The sequence below is a fragment of the Arthrobacter sp. JUb115 genome (genome assembly GCF_004365035.1).
Taxonomy (GTDB): Bacteria; Actinomycetota; Actinomycetes; order Actinomycetales; family Micrococcaceae; genus Glutamicibacter.
In genome coordinates this window covers 180,010-196,599 of sequence record NZ_SOBS01000002.1, presented here as the reverse complement: position 1 = coordinate 196,599, position 16,590 = coordinate 180,010, and the positions used below count along the sequence as shown (strand labels likewise).

The window sequence follows — 16,590 nt, the reverse complement described above, 5'->3', positions numbered from 1 at the left end:
TGGGCTATGGCGCCGGCGGCCGATCCAGGATGGACGCCGACTGTGGATAGCTGGGGGCGACGCACACGGCGATCACGCCCAGGCCGGTATGCGCGGCCAGCACCGCCGGAAGGGACTCGACCACGACCGGCATGACGCTGAACGGTGCCAGTTCGGTGGCGATTTCCTCGGCCAGTTCCTCGGCGCCGAAATGCATCACCCCCAGCCGCACCTCGCCACTGGCGTCGCGGGCGTCGCGCAAGGCCAGGGCGACCAGCCGTGCAGTGGCGCGCGCGAAGGAGCGGGGCTTTTCCAGGGCGACGATCGAGCCCTCGGCAATCCCGAGGATCGGCTTGAAATTCAGCAAGCTGCCGACCACGGAGGACAGCGCGCTGATCCGGCCGCCGCGGCGCAGCTGCTCAAGGCTTGGCACCGCGAAGTACACGGTGTTGGCGGTGGCCGTGCCGGCGATCTGCTCGAGCATCTCCAGCGGGGCGCCGGCGGCGCGGGCAGCCAGCACATCGGCCACGGCAAATCCCTGGGGCAGGCACACGGTGCGCGAATCGACCACGGTGATTGGTGCGTCAAAGCTGCGGGCCGCCAAGCGGGCCGCCTCCACGGTGCCCGACAGCGCCCCGGACATGTGGATCGAGATGATCGACTCGCAGCCGGCGTCGAGCAGCTGCCGGTAGGCGCGTTCGAACTCGCCTGGCGCCGGGCGCGAGGTTTTCACCGCCTTGCCCATGGCCAGGCCCATCATCAGCGCCTGCAGGTCTTCGCCGTGCACATGGTTGTCCACGATGATCGGGATCGGCACTTCGATGAAGTCCGGATGCGGCCCGAAATGCCCGGGCAGGCAGGACGCCGAATCGGAGACGACCCCGATGCGGGTACGCGAAAGCCCGCGCGGGGCCAGCCACTTGGGCAGCCAGCCCGCGCGCGAGCTTTTCTGGCGTTCAGTCATGAGCCGAGCTTACGGGGCGGGAACCACGTTCACGAGCTTCGGCGCACGCACGATGACCTTCAGCGGCTCCTTGCCATCGAGCATCCGGATCACCGACTCGTGGGCCAGGGCCTGGGCGCGCAGCTGCTCCTCGGTGATGTCCACCGGAACCTCCAGGCGGGCACGGACCTTGCCCTTGATCTGCACGACCGCGGTGATGGTGTCATCGACCAGCAACGACTCGTCCACTTCAGGCCAGGCGCTGGTGACCACGGAGGGCGCATAGCCCAGCGCTTCCCACATGTCCTCTGCGGTGTACGGGGCGAACATGCTCAGCAGCTGGGCGGTCACCGTGGCGGCCTCGCGCACTGCCGGGTCCGCTGCCCCGGCACCGGAGTCGATGGTCTTGCGGGTCGCGTTGACCAGCTCCATGGTCTTGGCGATGACCACGTTGAACTTGCCCGAATCCAGCAGCGCGGCGGATTCATGCACGGTGCGGTGGGTGACCTGGCGCAGCGCCTTGTCCCCTGCCGCGTAGTCCACGCCGGCCTCGCTGGTGGTGTCCTGGGCAATGCGCCAGGCGCGGGCCAGGAACTTCTGCGAGCCCGATGGGGAGACATCGGCCCAGTCCACGTCGTCCTCCGGCGGGGAGGCGAAGACCATGGTCAGGCGTACCGCGTCGACGCCGAACTTGTCCAGCTGCTCGCCCAGATCCACGCCGTTGCCCAGCGACTTGCTCATCGCCTTGCCGCCGTTCAGGACCTGGCCCTGGTTCAGCAGCGCGGAGAACGGCTCGGTCGCGTCGATCAGGCCCAGGTCGTGGATGACCTTGGTGAAGAAGCGCGAGTACAGCAGGTGCAGGATCGCGTGCTCGACCCCGCCGACGTACTGGCCTACCGGCATCCAGTCGCGCACGGCCTTCGGGTCGAAAGGGCCCTGCGTGTACTGCGGGGAGACGAAGCGCAGGAAGTACCAGGAGGAATCCACGAAGGTGTCCATGGTGTCGGTGTCGCGCTTGGCGGCGCCGCCGCACTGCGGGCAGGCCACGTTGACCCATTCCTCGGCGGCGGCCAGCGGGGAGGTGCCCTTCGGGGCCAGCTGCTCGCCGCGCAGGTTATCGGGCAGGCGCACCGGCAGCTGGTCGTCGGGAACCGGGACCTCGCCGCAATCGGCGCAGTGGATGATCGGGATCGGGGTGCCCCAGAAGCGCTGGCGGGACAGCAGCCAGTCGCGCAGGCGGAAGTTGATGGTGTGCTTGCCGGTGCCGGCAGCTTCCACGATCTCAATGGCCTTGGCGATCGCCTCGGTCTTCTCCAAACCGGACAGCTGCCCCGAATTGACCAGCTGGCCTTCGCCCGCGGTGGCGGTGCCGGTTTCGTTCGGGTCTTCCAGACCGGTTTCGACGACCACGCGTACTGGCAGGTCAAAGGCCTTGGCGAAGTCCAGGTCGCGCTGGTCGTGTGCAGGCACGGCCATGATGGCTCCGGTGCCGTAGTCGGCCAGCACGTAGTCCGCCGCCCAGACCGGCAGCTTCTCCCCGGAGAGCGGGTTGATCGCGTAGCGGCCGGTGAATACGCCGGTCTTCTCGCGTTCGCTGGACTGGCGCTCGATCTCGGACAGGGCCTTGACCTGCTCCTGGTATTCCTCCAAGGCGGCGCGGTGCTCATCGGTGACCAGTTCGCCAGCCAGCTGCGCGTCGGCGGCGACCACCATGAAGGTAGCACCGTACAAGGTGTCCGGGCGGGTGGTGAAGACCGGGATCTGCAGCGCAGGCTTGTCCTCGTGCGCTTCGATCCCGAAGGTGACCTCGGCCCCTTCGGAACGGCCGATCCAGTTCTTCTGCATCAGCAGCACGCGCTCAGGCCAATGGCCCTTGAGCTGCTCCATGTCCTCAAGCAGGCGGTCAGCGTATTCGGTGATCTTGAAGTACCACTGGTTCAGCGACTTCTTGGTCACCGCAGTGCCGCAACGCTCGCAAGCGCCATTGACGACCTGCTCGTTGGCCAGCACGGTCTGGTCCTTCGGGCACCAGTTCACCGGGTGGTCCTTGCGGTAGGCCAGGCCCTTCTCGTAGAACTTGTTGAACAGCCACTGGGTCCAGCGGTAGTACTCCGGATCCGAGGTGTGCAAGCGGCGATCCCAATCGGCGGAGATCGCGTAGCGCTTGAAGCTGGCGGCCTGGGTATCGATGTTCTTGTAAGTCCACTCGGCAGGGTGGGCATTGCGCTTGATCGCGGCATTCTCTGCGGGCAGGCCGAAGGAGTCCCAGCCGATCGGGTGCATCACGTCATAGCCGCGCAAGCGCCAGTAGCGCGCGACCACATCGCCCATGGCGAAGGCCTCGGCGTGGCCCATGTGCAGATCGCCCGATGGGTAGGGGAACATGTCCAGCACATAGCGGCGTTCGCGGCTGCCATCATCGGCGGGCTTGAACACCTGTAGTTCGTCCCACACCGGAAGCCACTTGGACTCGATGTCCTTGAAGTCGTAGGTCCTGGGTTCGTTCGTCGATGATGTCACGCTGCTCTTCTCACACGCTTTGCGGAAAATTTCCGATAGGAAAAACTTATTCTTGGTTCCAGACACAACAAAAGCCCCCAAATTTCCACTCGGGGGTACGGCCAACGGGCCGTGCTCAGGCTAGGTTGCGCTTCGGATTCATATCGCGATTCTATCGCATATCCCCTGCCCACGCGCGCATCGATGAAGCGCAAGATTGCACACAGCGGCAAACGCGGCGCCACCGCAGTTATCCACATCCCGCAGCTGCCCGCAGGGGCAGGAGCTTCCAGCGCCCGATCATGGAGCCATGAACGCGCCAGCCCTGATCGCCGCATTGCGCACCGCATGCCAGGCCCCGATGCACCTCGGACCGGCCTTGTCCGGTGCCATGGTGCTGCGCCTTGGCTACCTGTGCCTGGCCCTGTATGCCGCGCTGGGCAAGCTGGTGCGCGATGCGAGCGACCCGCGCCTGGTCCTGGCGCATCTGCAGCTCACCGAAAGGTTCGCCCAGCAAGTCCATTGCGAGCAACACGCCGGCGCACTGCATGCCGAGGCCACCGGCGCCCGGGCGCTGGCACTGGACAGCTACGCGGCCCTGCGTTTGCCTGCGGATGACCCCGACGCCATCACCGACGGGCTCTTTGCCGGGGAACCGGACCTTGCCCCGGGGCGCTGCTGCTACAAGGACACCGCCCAGCTGCTGGCCGCATGGTTGGGCATCAGCTACTTCGAAGCCCAACGGCGCATTGCCGACGCGCACCTGCTCATTGGCCGGCGCACCCCCGATGGCGGCATCTGCGCGCCGCGTTTCGAGCATCTGGCCGAACTCTACGGGCAGGGCGCTGCCAACCGCCGGGCCATCGCTTCCGCCGCGCGGCGCCTTGAACGGCTCGAACCGCAGGACACCATCTTTGACGGCGTGCCCGTGCCGCTGCTGGCGCATGGCACCGATGGCCGCAGCCTGGACCAAGCCGCGGCCCACTCCCTGCGGGAGCTGGGCCCCGCCGCCGCGCAGAAGCAGATCAGTACCTCAATCAGGACCTACAAAGAACTGCACGGCAAGCAGCTGCCTCCCAAGCTCGGCATGTTCATCGGCCCGGTGAAAAACGGCGTGCATTTCTTCTCGCTGCGCACCGATGCCACCGACGCGCAACTGGTTCATTCGGTACTCACGCAGGCCGGCAACCCACGAACCAAGGCCGGCCGGGCCGATCGCGATCCCCAGCAGCAGCGCCCGGCAGGTTCGGGATCCAGCGCCAGCGGCGGCCCGCGAGAGGGCCAGGACTCCCAAGCGGACCAGGAGTCCACGGCAGGCCAGAACGCTGGCAACGGAAGTGGAGCCGCACCCGAGCCGCCGTCGTGGCTGCGCAGCGATCAGCCCATGCCGCCGTGGGCCGAAGAGGAACCAGAAGCTCACGATGGCCAGAACCCGGACGGCGGCCGCACCGCAAAGCAGGCAGAGGCCCAAGGCGAACCGCAAGACGGGGCGCAAGACGAGCCGCACCTGCAGGACTCCCCCGCCGGGCAGCCCGATGTGCATCGTCGCCGGCTCAACGCGTTCATGGCGCTGTTGCGCGCACCATTTGCTGGCGGCGAGCGAAAAGTCGTCATCCCGAAGTTCGTGGTCTACCTGTGGCTCGCGGATCTGCAGAACCTGGCGGACGCGCACGGCATGACCGCAAATGGCATCGACATCCCGCCCGGAGAACTCCGGCAGCTGCTCGCCAGGGCGAACATCATCCCGATGGTCCTTGGAGGCAACAGCCAAGTACTGGATATGGGGCGCAAGATGCGCTACCACAAAGGCCGGATCCGCGAAGCGATCATGGCCCGGGATCGCGGCTGCATCGTGCCCGACTGCACCGCGCCGCCGGATCATGTCGAAACCGACCACTACCAGAAGCCCTGGTCCGAAGGCGGCGAAACCAGTGTCTGGTCCGGGGCGGGAATGTGCACGTCCGATCACCACAAGCGCCATGCCGGACAGCTCGAGGTCATCGATGTCGATGGGCTGCCGCACGTGGTCATGCCTGCACATGTCGATCCGGAGCAAAAGCCCCGCCGCAATACCTATTGGGACGCCCGGCAAGCCGGCGAGTCCCCCGCGCGCCGCAGACCCGCCGCGCAGGAAACCGCGCGTCCAGGCCAGGAAGACACCCCTGAGGCCGCATCGGGCGATTGAGGCGATTGAGCTGCCCCGCGGGTTAAACCGGCAACGCCCGAACCACCCATCCGGGTGATTCGGGCGTTGCCGGTTGCGGCCGGCTCGGAACCGGCCAAGCCACGGTTGCGCTTAGGCCTTGGTATCTTCGTCGACCCAGTCGAAGGTGCGGGTGACAGCCTTTTTCCACAGGCGCAAGCTGCGCTCACGCGTAGCCTCATCCATGGTTGGCTCCCAGCGCTTGTCCTCGGCCCAATTGTCTTCCAGTTCGCCCAGGTCCTTCCAGAAGCCAACGGCCAGGCCAGCAGCGTAGGCTGCACCCAGTGCGGTGGTCTCGGTGACCTTCGGGCGAACCACTGGCACGCCGAGGATGTCAGCCTGGAACTGCATCAGGGCTTCGTTGGCCACCATGCCGCCGTCGACCTTCAGTTCGGTGAGCGGAACCTCTGCGTCGGCGTTGACCGCATCCAGGACTTCGCGAGTCTGGAATGCGGTGGACTCCAGGGCCGCACGGGCGATGTGGTTCTTGTTCGCATAGCGGGTCAAGCCCACGATCGCGCCACGGGCATCCGAGCGCCAATATGGTGCGAACAACCCGGAGAAGGCCGGAACGATGTACACGCCGCCGTTGTCCTCCACCTTGGCTGCCAGTTCCTCGATCTCCGGAGCGGTAGCGATCATGCCGATATTGTCGCGCAGCCACTGGATCAGCGACCCGGCCACGGCAATGGAACCTTCCAAGGCGTACACCGGTGCGTTCTCGCCCAGCTTGTAGGCCATGGTGGTCAGCAGGCCGTTGGTCGAATTCACGATCTCTGTGCCGGTGTTGAAGATCAGGAAGCAACCGGTGCCGTAGGTGTTCTTCGCGGTACCTGCGGTGAAGGCCGCCTGGCCGAAGGTCGCCGCCTGCTGGTCGCCCAGGATGCCTGCAACGGGCACCTCGCGCAGCAGCTGGTTGGTGTGCACGGAGCCGTAGACCTCCGAAGAAGAGCGGATCTGCGGCATCATCGAGCGCGGCACGCCGAAGTCAGCCAGGATCTTCTCGTCCCAGTCCAGGGTCTTGAGGTCCATGAACAGGGTACGTGATGCGTTGGTCACGTCGGTGACGTGCACGCCGCCGTCCACGCCGCCGGTCAGGTTCCACAGCACCCAGCTGTCGGTGGTGCCGAAGAGCAGGTCGCCTGCTTCGGCACGCTCCCGGGCACCTTCGACATTGTCCAGGATCCACTTGATCTTGGTGCCGGAGAAGTAGGTCGCCAGGGGCAGGCCAACGGTCTGCTTGTAGCGTTCCAGGCCGCCATCGGCTGCCAGTTCGTCGACGATGTCCTGGGTACGGGTGTCCTGCCAGACGATCGCGTTGTAGACGGCTTCGCCGGTGTTCTTATCCCACACCACCGCGGTTTCACGCTGGTTGGTGATGCCGACGACCTCGATGTCGTGGCGGGTCAGGTTGGCCTTGGACAGGGCCTGGCCAATCACTTCGCGCACGTTGCTCCAGATTTCGGCTGGATCGTGCTCGACCCATCCGGCAGCCGGGAAGATCTGCTCGTGTTCCTTCTGGCCTACCGAATGCACCTCACCGGCGTGCGTGAAGACAATTGCGCGGGAGCTGGTCGTGCCTTGGTCAATGGCGATGACGAATTTTTCACTCATGATTCACTGCTCTCTTTCTAGAACATTGGCGCGGCGGCAAGTCCGCCAAGGATACCGCCGATGGCTGGACCAGCCAACGGAACCCACGAGTAGGACCAGTCGGAGGAGCCCTTGCCCTTGATCGGCAGGATGGCGTGGGCAATTCGTGGACCGAGGTCGCGGAACGGGTTGATGGCGTAGCCGGTGGCTCCACCCAGGGACAGGCCGATGGCAACAACCAGCAGGCCGACAGCCAGCGGGCCAAGCTCGTGAGGAGTGTGCCCCAGTCCGGCGATCACGAACACCAGGACGAAGGTGCCGAAGATTTCCGAGACCAGGTTCCAGCCATAGGAGCGGATGGCCGGTCCGGTGGCGAAGACGCCCAGCTGCGTGCCCGCGTTCTGCGGATCATCCAGGTGCTTCTTGTAGGACAGCCAGGTGCCCACGGCACCCAGGAAGGCGCCAATGAACTGCGCCGCGAAGTAGAGCAGCGTATTGGCCATGGTCTTGGCGACGCCGGGGGCGTACTCGGCAACGTCCGGGTTGACCAGCAGGCCCAGGGTGACTGCCGGGTTCAGGTGGGCTCCGGAGATCCCAGCTATCCAGACGCCGCAATAGACGCCCAGGCCCCAGCCGAAGCTGATGGCTACCCAGCCCGCGGCGCTGCCGAGAGTGCCTTTCAGGGCGACGTTCGCGCAGACGCCGCCGCCCATCAGCAGGAGAATGAAAGTGCCGGCTAATTCGGCGAGAAACACGTGAGTGGACAACGTTGACCTCTTAGTGGTTTCGAGTGCCAGCGGCGCCTTGCCGCCGGCCTGGATGCAGGTTAGACCAGGGTGACTCCGTGGGCTTCTGCGAGTACCGAGAGCGAATGGTCGATCTCGGCTTGGGTCTGGGACTGGTCCCAACCCATCGGCTCTGCAAGGCAATTAGCTGCCTCGATTACCAAATCCTTCGTGACCAGGCCGCGGAAGGCCAGGTTGGTGCGGCGGATGAAGACATCGATCAACCGGCCCACCTGCTCTTGGTTCGCCATGTAGGCCAACTCCTGGCAGGACAGCTCGTTGGTGTGCTCTAGCATGGTTTCGTTGCCGCCGATGATTTCCAGCAGGGCATCGGCTCCGGTGCCGTAGCGTTCGAGCAGCACGCGCAAGCGTTCGCGGCCGGCCTTGGACTCGCGCGCGGCATACCAAGCGGCGAGTTCGCCCTCGTTGGCCGGGAAGTTCTTTCCGCCACCGATGGCTACGCCGGCGGTGGACTTCACTTCACGGGCGCCGAGGAATTCCAGGGCCTTTCCGCCGAGGTTCTCGCTCAGTGCGCGGAAGGTGGTCCACTTGCCGCCGATCAGCGAGAGCATGGTGGTCGCGTCGGTCAGGCGGGTTTCCTTGATCTGGTAATCGCGGGATACGAAGCCTGGCGCGGTGTCGTCATGGCTGGGCAGGGGGCGCACGCCGGAGAACTTGTAGACGATCTGTTCCCTGGTGGCCTTGATGCCCGGGAAGACATGGTGGACCAGCTCGAAGAAGTAGTCGACTTCCTCGTCGGTGCATACCGCTGGCTCGTTCATGTCGTGCTCGAGGTCGGTGGTGCCGACCAGCACGCGGCCGAGCATCGGGTAGATGAGCACGATTCGGCCGTCTTCATGCTCGAAGAAGATTTCGCGGCCTCCGGTAGCGGCGAGCAGTTCCGGGTGATCCAGCACGATGTGCGAACCCTTGGTGCCGCCGGTCCACTTGGTATCGCGGCCCAGGTCCTTGTTGGTCAGATCCACCCACGCGCCGGTGGCGTTGATGATGACATCGGCGTCGAAGTCGAATTCTTCGCCGGAGAGCATATCGCGCAGCTTCGCGGTGCCGCCGTCGACGCCGGCCAGCTCAACGTAGTTGCTGGCGCGGGCCTCGTCGTTGGCGTTCAGGCCTTCACGCAGCACATCCAGGGTCAGCCGCTCGGGGTTGTGCACCGAGGCGTCGAAATAGGTGGCGGTGTACTTGACGTCATCGCGCAGTGCTGGCAGATCCTGGCGGGCAGCCTTGCCGGCCTTGAAGTTATGCCAAGGGGTGTTGCGTCCGCCGATCCCTGCGAACACGTCGTACATGATCAACCCGGCCTTGATCAGCGCCGCCCCGCGTTCGGTTGGCTTGCCCGACTTGTGGGACAGGAAGCGCATCGGTGCGCTGAGGATGCCGGAGAAGGTGGAGAAGATGGGAATGGTGGTCTGCAGCGGCTTCACGTAGTGCGGAGCGATCTCCAGCAGCGAGTTGCGCTCCTGCACCGACTCGTGAACCAGGCGGAACTCGCCGTTCTCCAGATAGCGGATTCCGCCATGGATCATGTGCGAGCTGGCACCCGAAGCGCCCTGGCAGTAATCGCCGCGCTCGATCAGGGCTACATCAATCCCCTGCATGGCCAGGTAGCGGAAGGTCGCTACGCCGTTGATGCCACCGCCAACAACCAGAACCTGCGCCTGCGGACGTTCGCGCAGTTTGGCTAGCTGTTCCCGAATCACGATTTGTGCCCCTTATGTAAATATTGAATGAGTCTGAAGCTAGTCTTGTTACTGAACGGCAAAGCGGTCAAACAAAATGCACAAACGTGCAGAAGTGGTCTGAATCATGATGAAATCCTCGTCCCGGGGCACCTACAAGCGGGCAACGACTGGCACATCTGTGCACAGCACCCCCAAGGCGAAGGATGCGCTGCGCGCCGCCCAGCTGTATTACCTTCAGGATATGAAGATGGAAGTGATCGCCAAGGAGCTAGGCACCTCGCGGTCCACGGTCTCCCGGTTACTCACCCACGCCAAGCGCACCGGCATGGTTTCGATCAGCATCTCCCCCAGCGCCAACATGTCGGCGCTGCTGGGAAACCAGCTCTCCGAGCACTACGGGATCAGCTTCAACGTCGTACCCACCGATGGCAACATGGATGACTCCGAGCTGCTGGCCCGGGTCTCTGCGCACGCGGCCTACCTGCTCGGCGGCATGGTTTCCTCCTCGATGACGGTGGGTGTTGCCTGGGGATCGACCATGCAGTCGGTGTCCACGGCGCTGGGCTCCCACCCGACCCATGACACGAAGATCGTGCAGCTCAATGGAGCGGCTAATCCGGTGACCAGCGGCGTGCGCTATGCCAGCGACATCCTCACGCGTTTCGGCCAAGCCTTCACCGCCCGCACCGAGCAGTTCCCGGTCCCGGCCTTCTTCGACCGGGCCTCCACCCGCGACGCAATGTGGAAGGAAACATCGATCCGCCGGGTACTGCAGGTGCAGAAGGAGATGAGTCTCGCGGTATTCTCCCTGGGCTCGGCCGGCTCCGCCGTGGCTTCGCAGGTCTACCGCGGCGGCTACCTGACCAAGGCGGAAACCCAAGAGCTCAACGAGATCGGCGTGGTCGGCGACGTGGCCACGGTGTTCTTCGACAAGGACGGGAACAGCTCGAACATTTCGCTTAATGCCCGCTCCACCGGCCCGAACCTCGATGCCCTTCGCAAGGTGCCGACCCGTTTCTGCGTGGTCGCCGGCCGCGGCAAGCTCCAGGCCGTGCGCGGTGCGCTCAAAGGCGGGCTGATCACCGATCTGGTGATCGACGAAGGCACCGCCCTGGCGCTGCTGGACGGGTAGGGTTAAAGCCATGGCCCCACGACAGCAGCTAGTGACCACCCATCATTTGAACGGTGCAGAAATCCGGGTCTACACCCACCCGGCCCAGCAGCCCTCCCGCGGGGTGATCTACGCCGTGCATGGTTTCCGCGGAGACCACCACGGGCTGGCGCGCATCGTCTCGCACCTGGAGCACTACACGGTGATCGTTCCCGATCTTCCCGGCTTTGGCACTTCGACCTCGATGGCGGATCTGGCCCATGACGTCGAGGGGTACGCTGCGGTGCTCAATCAGCTGGCCGAAGAGCTGCAGCTGGAATCCTCCGTGCACCTGCTGGGGCATTCCTTCGGCTCGATCGTGGCCGCCAAGCTGGCCACCGTCCGCGGCTTTGCCTCGCTGGTATTGCTCAACCCGATCTCCGAGCCGGCGTTGGAGTCCGACCAGGCGCTGCTGGCCAAGCTCACCAGCGGCTACTACGAGGTGTGCGCCAAGCTTCCGGCCCGCATCGGCGAACCGCTGCTGCGTTCCAAGCTGTTCAGCGATGCCATGAGCCTGGTGATGACCAAGAGCAGGGACCCGGAAATCCGCCGCTACGTGCGCGAGCAGCACCGCGCCTACTTCGGCGGCTTCCACTCGCGGGCCACCTTGGCCCAATCGTACCGCGCCTCGGTCAGCGCAACGGTCGGGGACTACTCCCCTGCGCTGAGCTTGCCGACGCTGATGGTCGGCGGCCTGCAAGACGAACTGGGCACCGCGCAGACGCAGGAGGCGCTGCGGGCCAGCTTCGCCAACGCCCAACTGGTCATGCTCGAGAACGTCGGGCATCTGATCCACTACGAGAAGGCTCCCGAAACCGCCGCCGCCATCGATGGCTTCCTGCAGCTGCTGGCAACCGGCCAGGCCGAGGATCCCGCGGCGGGCTCCTAGAGCGCGTCGTCCGGGTCGATAGCGATATTCACGACCGGGTCCTTGGCCGCGGACATGCTCGCGCGCAGCTGGCGCAGGGCCATGGTCACCGCCGGCCCGTCGGAGTAGGAGAAGAAGAGCACGTAGCGGTGCTGGGCCGGGGGCCCGTCTATCACCGTCGGGCCGTGGATTCGCACGCACTGCCGGGTCTGCGGATCCAGGTTCGCGACCAGCCGTTCGGCGCCCAGGCCCGAAATCACTGCGCTGCGCACTGCCGGAGGCAACCCCACCTCGCGGCGCTCGGCCAATTCGCGTTCGGCAAAGCTCGCCGGGTCATAGCGCACCAGCGCGGCCCCGGCGGGGCTCGGATTGCCGGTGAGCACCACTACCCCGTCGGCACGCGCCATGGAAGCAGCGGTGAACCAGCGGGAGATGACTTCTTCGGGGTTGCGCAGCGAATCGTGGGCCATCATCTTGTCGGCATCGAGCAGCAGAACCGCGGCGTAGCCGGATTCGGCAAATGGTTCGACCCCTGGCGTAGCGACCACCAGCGCCGGTTTGCCGGGAATCTTGTCCACGGGTTTTGCTCCGGTGGAAGAAATAACGCTGACCTTGGGGAAGGCCAGCCCGAGTTCTTCGGCGGTGCGGTCGGCGCCGATGCTGGCGGCCCGGATCCTCGGTGAGGCGCAGTGCACGCACCGGTAGTCGTGGTACTGCTCGCCGCACCAGCGGCAAGCCACATGCGAGCCTTTGCCGGCGATGTGCAGCGGGCCTTGGCAGGCAGTGCAGCGCGCCGGGGTCCGGCAGTCCTGGCAGGCCAGCGCCGGCATGAACCCGGTGCGCGCCACTTGCACCAGCACCGGGCCGGATTCCAGGGCCTTGGTAGCTTCCCGCCAGGCCAGCGAAGGGATGCGCGCCCGGGCGAGCACCGGGTCGCGCTCGAGCTCGAAATCGTTTGTGGTGGCCACAATGCGGGCGGTTTGCGCACGCAACAGGTCGCGGGGAACCTTCAGTTCGGTGGCCCAGCCGGTCGCCACCAGGCGCTGGGCTTCGACCGAGCGCGATGGCGATGCGATCAGCAGGGAGATGCCTGCCTGCTGGCTGCGCAGCAACGCCACCTCGCGGCTGTGCTGGTAGGGTGCGCGCTGTTCGCGGTGCGATTGGTCCGCGTCCTGCCACACGATCATCAGTTCCAGCCCGGGCACGTGGCATAGCGCCGCCGAACGGGTGCCGATGACGATCTGCACATGCCCTCCGATGGCACGCAGGAAGTTGCGGTAGCGCGGAGTCGGCCCGTCGTCGGCCTGCAGCCGCGCATAGGATTCGGCGCCGAAGTGCTCATCGAGATAGCCACCCAGCAGCCGCAGGTCGCGCGCGTCGGGCACGATCAGCAGCACGCGCTTGCCGCGCTCAAGCACCGGACGGGCCGCATCCATCAAGAAACCTGGCCAGGCACCGTGGAAATTCGGCACCCAGGTGGCAACGGCGCGCAGGGTTTCGCCGCTTCCCCAGGCGTCAAGCGCTTGGGCGCCGTGCTCGTAGCGGGAGAGCTGGTTCGGGGCGTCGGGCAGCAACGGCGCGACGGTGGCCAATTCCTCTTTTTCGACCTTGGCCGCGCGGGCGGGCACCGCAAGACGCACCACATCCCACAGGGTTCCGGCATAGCGGGTCGCGATCTCCTGCGCGGCGGCCACAATTTCCGGGTACAGCGCCACCTGGGTGCTGACCAGCTTGGCCAGCGGCCGCAGTTTCATCTCTGGGGCGTGGTCCTCGAGCACCGCGACGATGAATCCGGAGAGCAGCTGCGGCCCGAAGGGCACCTTCACGCGCACCCCCGCCACGGCATCCTGGGCCATCGAGGGAGGAATCTCGTAATCGAAGAAGCGGTCCAGGTGCGGGACGGAAGAATCAATCAGCACCCGGGCAACCCGCTTGAGGCGGGCCGGCTCGGGTGCTGAGATGAGGGCGTCTTGCTGCACGCTCAGGTCCTAGGCGTTGAACCAGCTGCGCAGGGCCTCGACGCGGTCCAGCTTCTCCCAGGTGAAGTCATTGTCCTCGCGGCCGAAGTGGCCGTGGGCAGCGGTCTTGCGGTAGATCGGGCGCTTCAAGTCCAGGTCTTCGATGATGCCCAGCGGGCGCAGGTCGAATACCTCGTTGATGGCCTTGGTGATCTTGGCCGGATCAACGGTTTCGGTGCCGAAGGTCTCCACATACAGGCCCACCGGACGGGCCACGCCGATCGCGTAGGCCACCTGGACCTCGGCACGGCGTGCCAGGCCGGCGGCGACCACGTTCTTGGCCACCCAGCGCATCGCGTAGGCAGCCGAGCGGTCGACCTTCGAAGGGTCCTTGCCCGAGAAGGCGCCTCCGCCGTGGCGGGCGAAGCCGCCGTAGGTGTCCACGATGATCTTGCGGCCGGTCAGCCCGGCATCGCCGACCGGGCCGCCGATGATGAACGGGCCCGATGGGTTCAGGATGATCTTGGTGTTCGAGATGTCCAGGCCCGAACGCTCCAGGATCGGGGTCACAACCTCTTCATGCAGGTCGGCCTTCAGGGTCGCCAGCTCGTATTCGGCGGCGTGCTGGCTGGAGACGACCACGGTGTCCACAGAGACCGGCTTGTCGCCGTCGTAGCCAATGGTGACCTGGGTCTTGCCATCCGGGCGCAGCAGCGGCATGCGGCCGTTCTTGCGGACCTGGGTCAGGCGCTCGGACAGGCGGTGCGCCAGGAAAATCGGGGTCGGCATCAGCGAGTCGGTCTCATCCGAGGCATAGCCGAACATCAGGCCCTGGTCGCCGGCACCCTGCATGTCGCGGGGATCCTTGGCCGTTCCTTCGCGCGACTCCAGCGAGTTGAAGACGCCGTCGTGGATCTCCTGGGACTGCTGGCCGATCGACACGGACACGCCGCAGCGCGCACCGTCGAAGCCGTTGGCCGAGGAGTCGTAGCCGATATCCAGGATGGTCTTGCGGACGATCTCCGGGATCTCCACGTAGCCATTGGTGGTCACCTCGCCGGCAACGTGCACCAGCCCGGTGGTGGTCAGGGTCTCGACGGCGACCTTCGAGTCCGGATCCTGCGCCAGCATGGCGTCGAGGATCGCGTCGGAAATCTGGTCGCAAATCTTGTCCGGGTGGCCCTCGGTCACGGATTCCGAGGTGAAAAGACGAAGTTCAGGGGTTGTTGAAGTCACCGTATAACTCTATCTGGTCTCTGGGACCGGTAAGCAGATCTGGTACGTTTCGTGAACAAGCACCGTATGGCGCCACTCACTTTGTTACATCTGCATGACTTTTTGTTGCATTCGAAATCTGTTCGATGACCACGCGGGCCACCTCGAGCTTGCTGCCCGAGGCCTGCACCGAGTCGGCGCCATCGGCGAAAAGAACCTGGATGCTATTGGTTTCCTGCCCGAAGGTCAGGGATGCGCCCACCTCGTTGACCACGAGCATTTCGCAGCCCTTGCGGTTCAGCTTGGCCTGGCCGTACTCCAGCACGGTCCCCTGCTCATCGCCGGTCTCGGCAGCAAAACCGACAATGAACGGCGGCAGTTGCGGATTCTGTCCGCGCGCGGCGACCAGCTCGGCGAGGATGTCCGGGTTGCGCACCAGTTCGATGACCGGCGCCGAATGCTCATCGCGCTTCTTGATCTTCGAGTTCTCGATTCTTGCCGGGCGGAAATCGGCGACCGCGGCATTCATGATCAACACGTCTTGGCCCTCGGCGCAGTCGAAGACCGCCTCGCGCAGCTCCAGTGCGCTGGAGGCGTGCACCAGCCGCACGCCATGCGGCGCGGGCACTTCCAGATGGGTGGCGATCAGCGTGACCTCGGCCCCGGCATCTCTGGCGGCCTGTGCCAGCGCGACACCCTGGCGGCCCGAGGAGCGGTTACCCAGGAAGCGCACCGGGTCCAGCGGTTCACGGGTGCCGCCGGCGGTGATCAGTACCTTGGCTCCGGCCAGCACCGGTTCGGTGAGCAGGTCCTGGATTGCGGCGAAAATTTCATCGGGTTCTGGAAGCCGGCCCGGCCCCGAGTCCTTGCCGGTCAGCCGCCCGGAGGCGGGTTCGATCACCCGCACGCCGCGATCCCGCAGGGTTTGCACATTCGCGGCAGTGGCCGGATGCTGCCACATTTCGGTGTGCATGGCCGGGGCCATCACTACCGGCGCCCGCGTGGCCAGCAGGGTTCCGGTGAGCAGGTCGTCAGCCAATCCCGCAGCGGCCTTGGCTAAGACGTCCGCGGTGGCCGGCACGACCATCACCAGATCGGCCTGCTGGCCCAGGCGCACGTGATTGACCGAATCCACCGCGTCGAACACGTTCGAGGTGACAGGATTTCCGGACAAGGCCTCCCAGGTGGCGTTGCCCACGAAGTTGGCGACGTTCCGGGTGGGGATCACGTCGACGTGGTGCCCGGCTTCGCGCAGCAAGCGCAGCAGGAGTACGGACTTGTAGGCGGCGATACCAGCGGAAACGCCTAGGACAATTCGCTTCACGAAGTACTTCCTCGAGGATTCGGTGCGGCAATGAGGTGGGTGCGGGAGAAAAAGGAGCTTAACGAAAAAGAAGGCGCCCGCTCAGGGGCGCCGACTTTTCGATTAGTCTTCGATGACCTCGGCTGCGGTTACCTTCAGCAGGTTATCGTCCAGCTCGCGCAAGGCGATGGTCAGCGGCTTCTCGTTCAGCTTGGTTTCCACCAGTGGGCCTACGTACTCGAACAGGCCTTCGTTCAGCTGCGCGTAGTACGCGTTGATCTGGCGTGCACGCTTGGCCGAGTTCAGCACAATGGCGTACTTCGAGTCGTTGGTCTCAAGCAACGAGTCGATCGATGGGTTAATGATTCCCTCTGGGTTGGACACAGGACTC

General features: G+C 65.3%; 11 protein-coding genes and 1 pseudogene. 3 read left to right on the top strand and 9 right to left on the bottom strand.

Features of this window, described 5'->3' with window-relative positions:
• Positions 1 to 4: 4 nt before the first annotated feature.
• Together EDF61_RS04075 and leuS are read right to left on the bottom strand one after the other, a co-directional pair.
• Positions 5 to 943: a DegV family protein gene (locus EDF61_RS04075; protein WP_133833347.1), complete on the bottom strand. Its 939-nt coding sequence runs from the start codon at positions 941 to 943 to the stop codon at positions 5 to 7.
• Between the two features lie 9 nt (positions 944 to 952).
• The gene (gene leuS / locus EDF61_RS04070) at positions 953 to 3,442 is read right to left on the bottom strand and encodes a leucine--tRNA ligase (RefSeq protein WP_181148905.1); all 2,490 of its coding nucleotides are present in this window, start codon (positions 3,440 to 3,442) and stop codon (positions 953 to 955) included.
• 289 nt (positions 3,443 to 3,731) lie between these two features.
• Between leuS and EDF61_RS04065 the strand changes: the two genes are divergently transcribed.
• Positions 3,732 to 5,606 carry an HNH endonuclease gene (locus EDF61_RS04065; RefSeq protein WP_133833346.1) on the top strand — a complete coding sequence of 625 codons (1,875 nt, stop codon included), beginning with the start codon at positions 3,732 to 3,734 and terminating at the stop codon, positions 5,604 to 5,606.
• A 111-nt stretch (positions 5,607 to 5,717) separates the two neighbouring features.
• Here EDF61_RS04065 and glpK read toward each other — a convergent pair whose 3' ends face one another.
• Genes glpK through EDF61_RS04050 form a run of 3 tightly spaced genes read right to left on the bottom strand, consistent with a single transcriptional unit; the run spans position 5,718 to position 9,723 of the window.
• Positions 5,718 to 7,238: a glycerol kinase GlpK gene (glpK, locus tag EDF61_RS04060; RefSeq protein ID WP_105658318.1), complete on the bottom strand. Its 1,521-nt coding sequence runs from the start codon at positions 7,236 to 7,238 to the stop codon at positions 5,718 to 5,720.
• Between the two features lie 17 nt (positions 7,239 to 7,255).
• Entirely contained in the window at positions 7,256 to 7,984 is a 729-nt protein-coding gene (locus EDF61_RS04055; protein ID WP_105658317.1) for an MIP/aquaporin family protein, read from the bottom strand.
• 59 nt (positions 7,985 to 8,043) lie between these two features.
• A complete protein-coding gene (locus EDF61_RS04050) occupies positions 8,044 to 9,723 on the bottom strand; it encodes a glycerol-3-phosphate dehydrogenase/oxidase (protein ID WP_105658316.1) in 1,680 nt (559 codons plus the stop codon).
• Between the two features lie 106 nt (positions 9,724 to 9,829).
• On the opposite strand from EDF61_RS04050, the gene EDF61_RS04045 reads away from it, so the two are divergent.
• Positions 9,830 to 10,837 (top strand): sugar-binding transcriptional regulator, encoded by a 1,008-nt coding sequence (locus tag EDF61_RS04045; protein WP_133833345.1) that lies wholly within the window; start codon positions 9,830 to 9,832, stop codon positions 10,835 to 10,837.
• Positions 10,838 to 10,847: 10 nt separating this feature from the next.
• Entirely contained in the window at positions 10,848 to 11,744 is an 897-nt protein-coding gene (locus EDF61_RS04040; protein WP_133833344.1) for an alpha/beta fold hydrolase, read from the top strand.
• Here the strand turns inward: EDF61_RS04040 and EDF61_RS04035 are convergent.
• The 4 genes and pseudogenes from EDF61_RS04035 to rpoZ all read right to left on the bottom strand — a co-directional run bounded on the left by EDF61_RS04035 (position 11,741) and on the right by rpoZ (position 16,583).
• Positions 11,741 to 13,702, bottom strand: coding sequence for a primosomal protein N' family DNA-binding protein (locus EDF61_RS04035; RefSeq protein WP_133833343.1), 1,962 nt, complete (start codon positions 13,700 to 13,702; stop codon positions 11,741 to 11,743). The two genes, EDF61_RS04040 and EDF61_RS04035, sit on opposite strands and share 4 nt — an antisense overlap.
• 9 nt (positions 13,703 to 13,711) lie before the next feature.
• Positions 13,712 to 14,917, bottom strand: coding sequence for a methionine adenosyltransferase (gene metK, locus EDF61_RS04030; RefSeq protein ID WP_105658312.1), 1,206 nt, complete (start codon positions 14,915 to 14,917; stop codon positions 13,712 to 13,714).
• Between the two features lie 76 nt (positions 14,918 to 14,993).
• Positions 14,994 to 16,229, bottom strand: a pseudogene (gene coaBC, locus EDF61_RS04025) (bifunctional phosphopantothenoylcysteine decarboxylase/phosphopantothenate--cysteine ligase CoaBC); the annotation flags it as partial.
• Between the two features lie 93 nt (positions 16,230 to 16,322).
• Complete coding sequence (gene rpoZ, locus EDF61_RS04020) at positions 16,323 to 16,583, bottom strand: DNA-directed RNA polymerase subunit omega (protein WP_286134300.1); 261 nt, start codon at positions 16,581 to 16,583, stop codon at positions 16,323 to 16,325.
• Positions 16,584 to 16,590 lie beyond the last annotated feature (7 nt).

Coding starts and splice junctions, on each gene's coding strand:
- EDF61_RS04075 (WP_133833347.1), bottom strand. CDS start 943: ATGACTGAACGCCAGAAAAGCTCGCGCGCGGGCTGGCTGCCCAAGTGG.
- EDF61_RS04065 (WP_133833346.1), top strand. CDS start 3,732: ATGAACGCGCCAGCCCTGATCGCCGCATTGCGCACCGCATGCCAGGCC.
- glpK (WP_105658318.1), bottom strand. CDS start 7,238: ATGAGTGAAAAATTCGTCATCGCCATTGACCAAGGCACGACCAGCTCC.
- EDF61_RS04045 (WP_133833345.1), top strand. CDS start 9,830: ATGATGAAATCCTCGTCCCGGGGCACCTACAAGCGGGCAACGACTGGC.
- EDF61_RS04040 (WP_133833344.1), top strand. CDS start 10,848: ATGGCCCCACGACAGCAGCTAGTGACCACCCATCATTTGAACGGTGCA.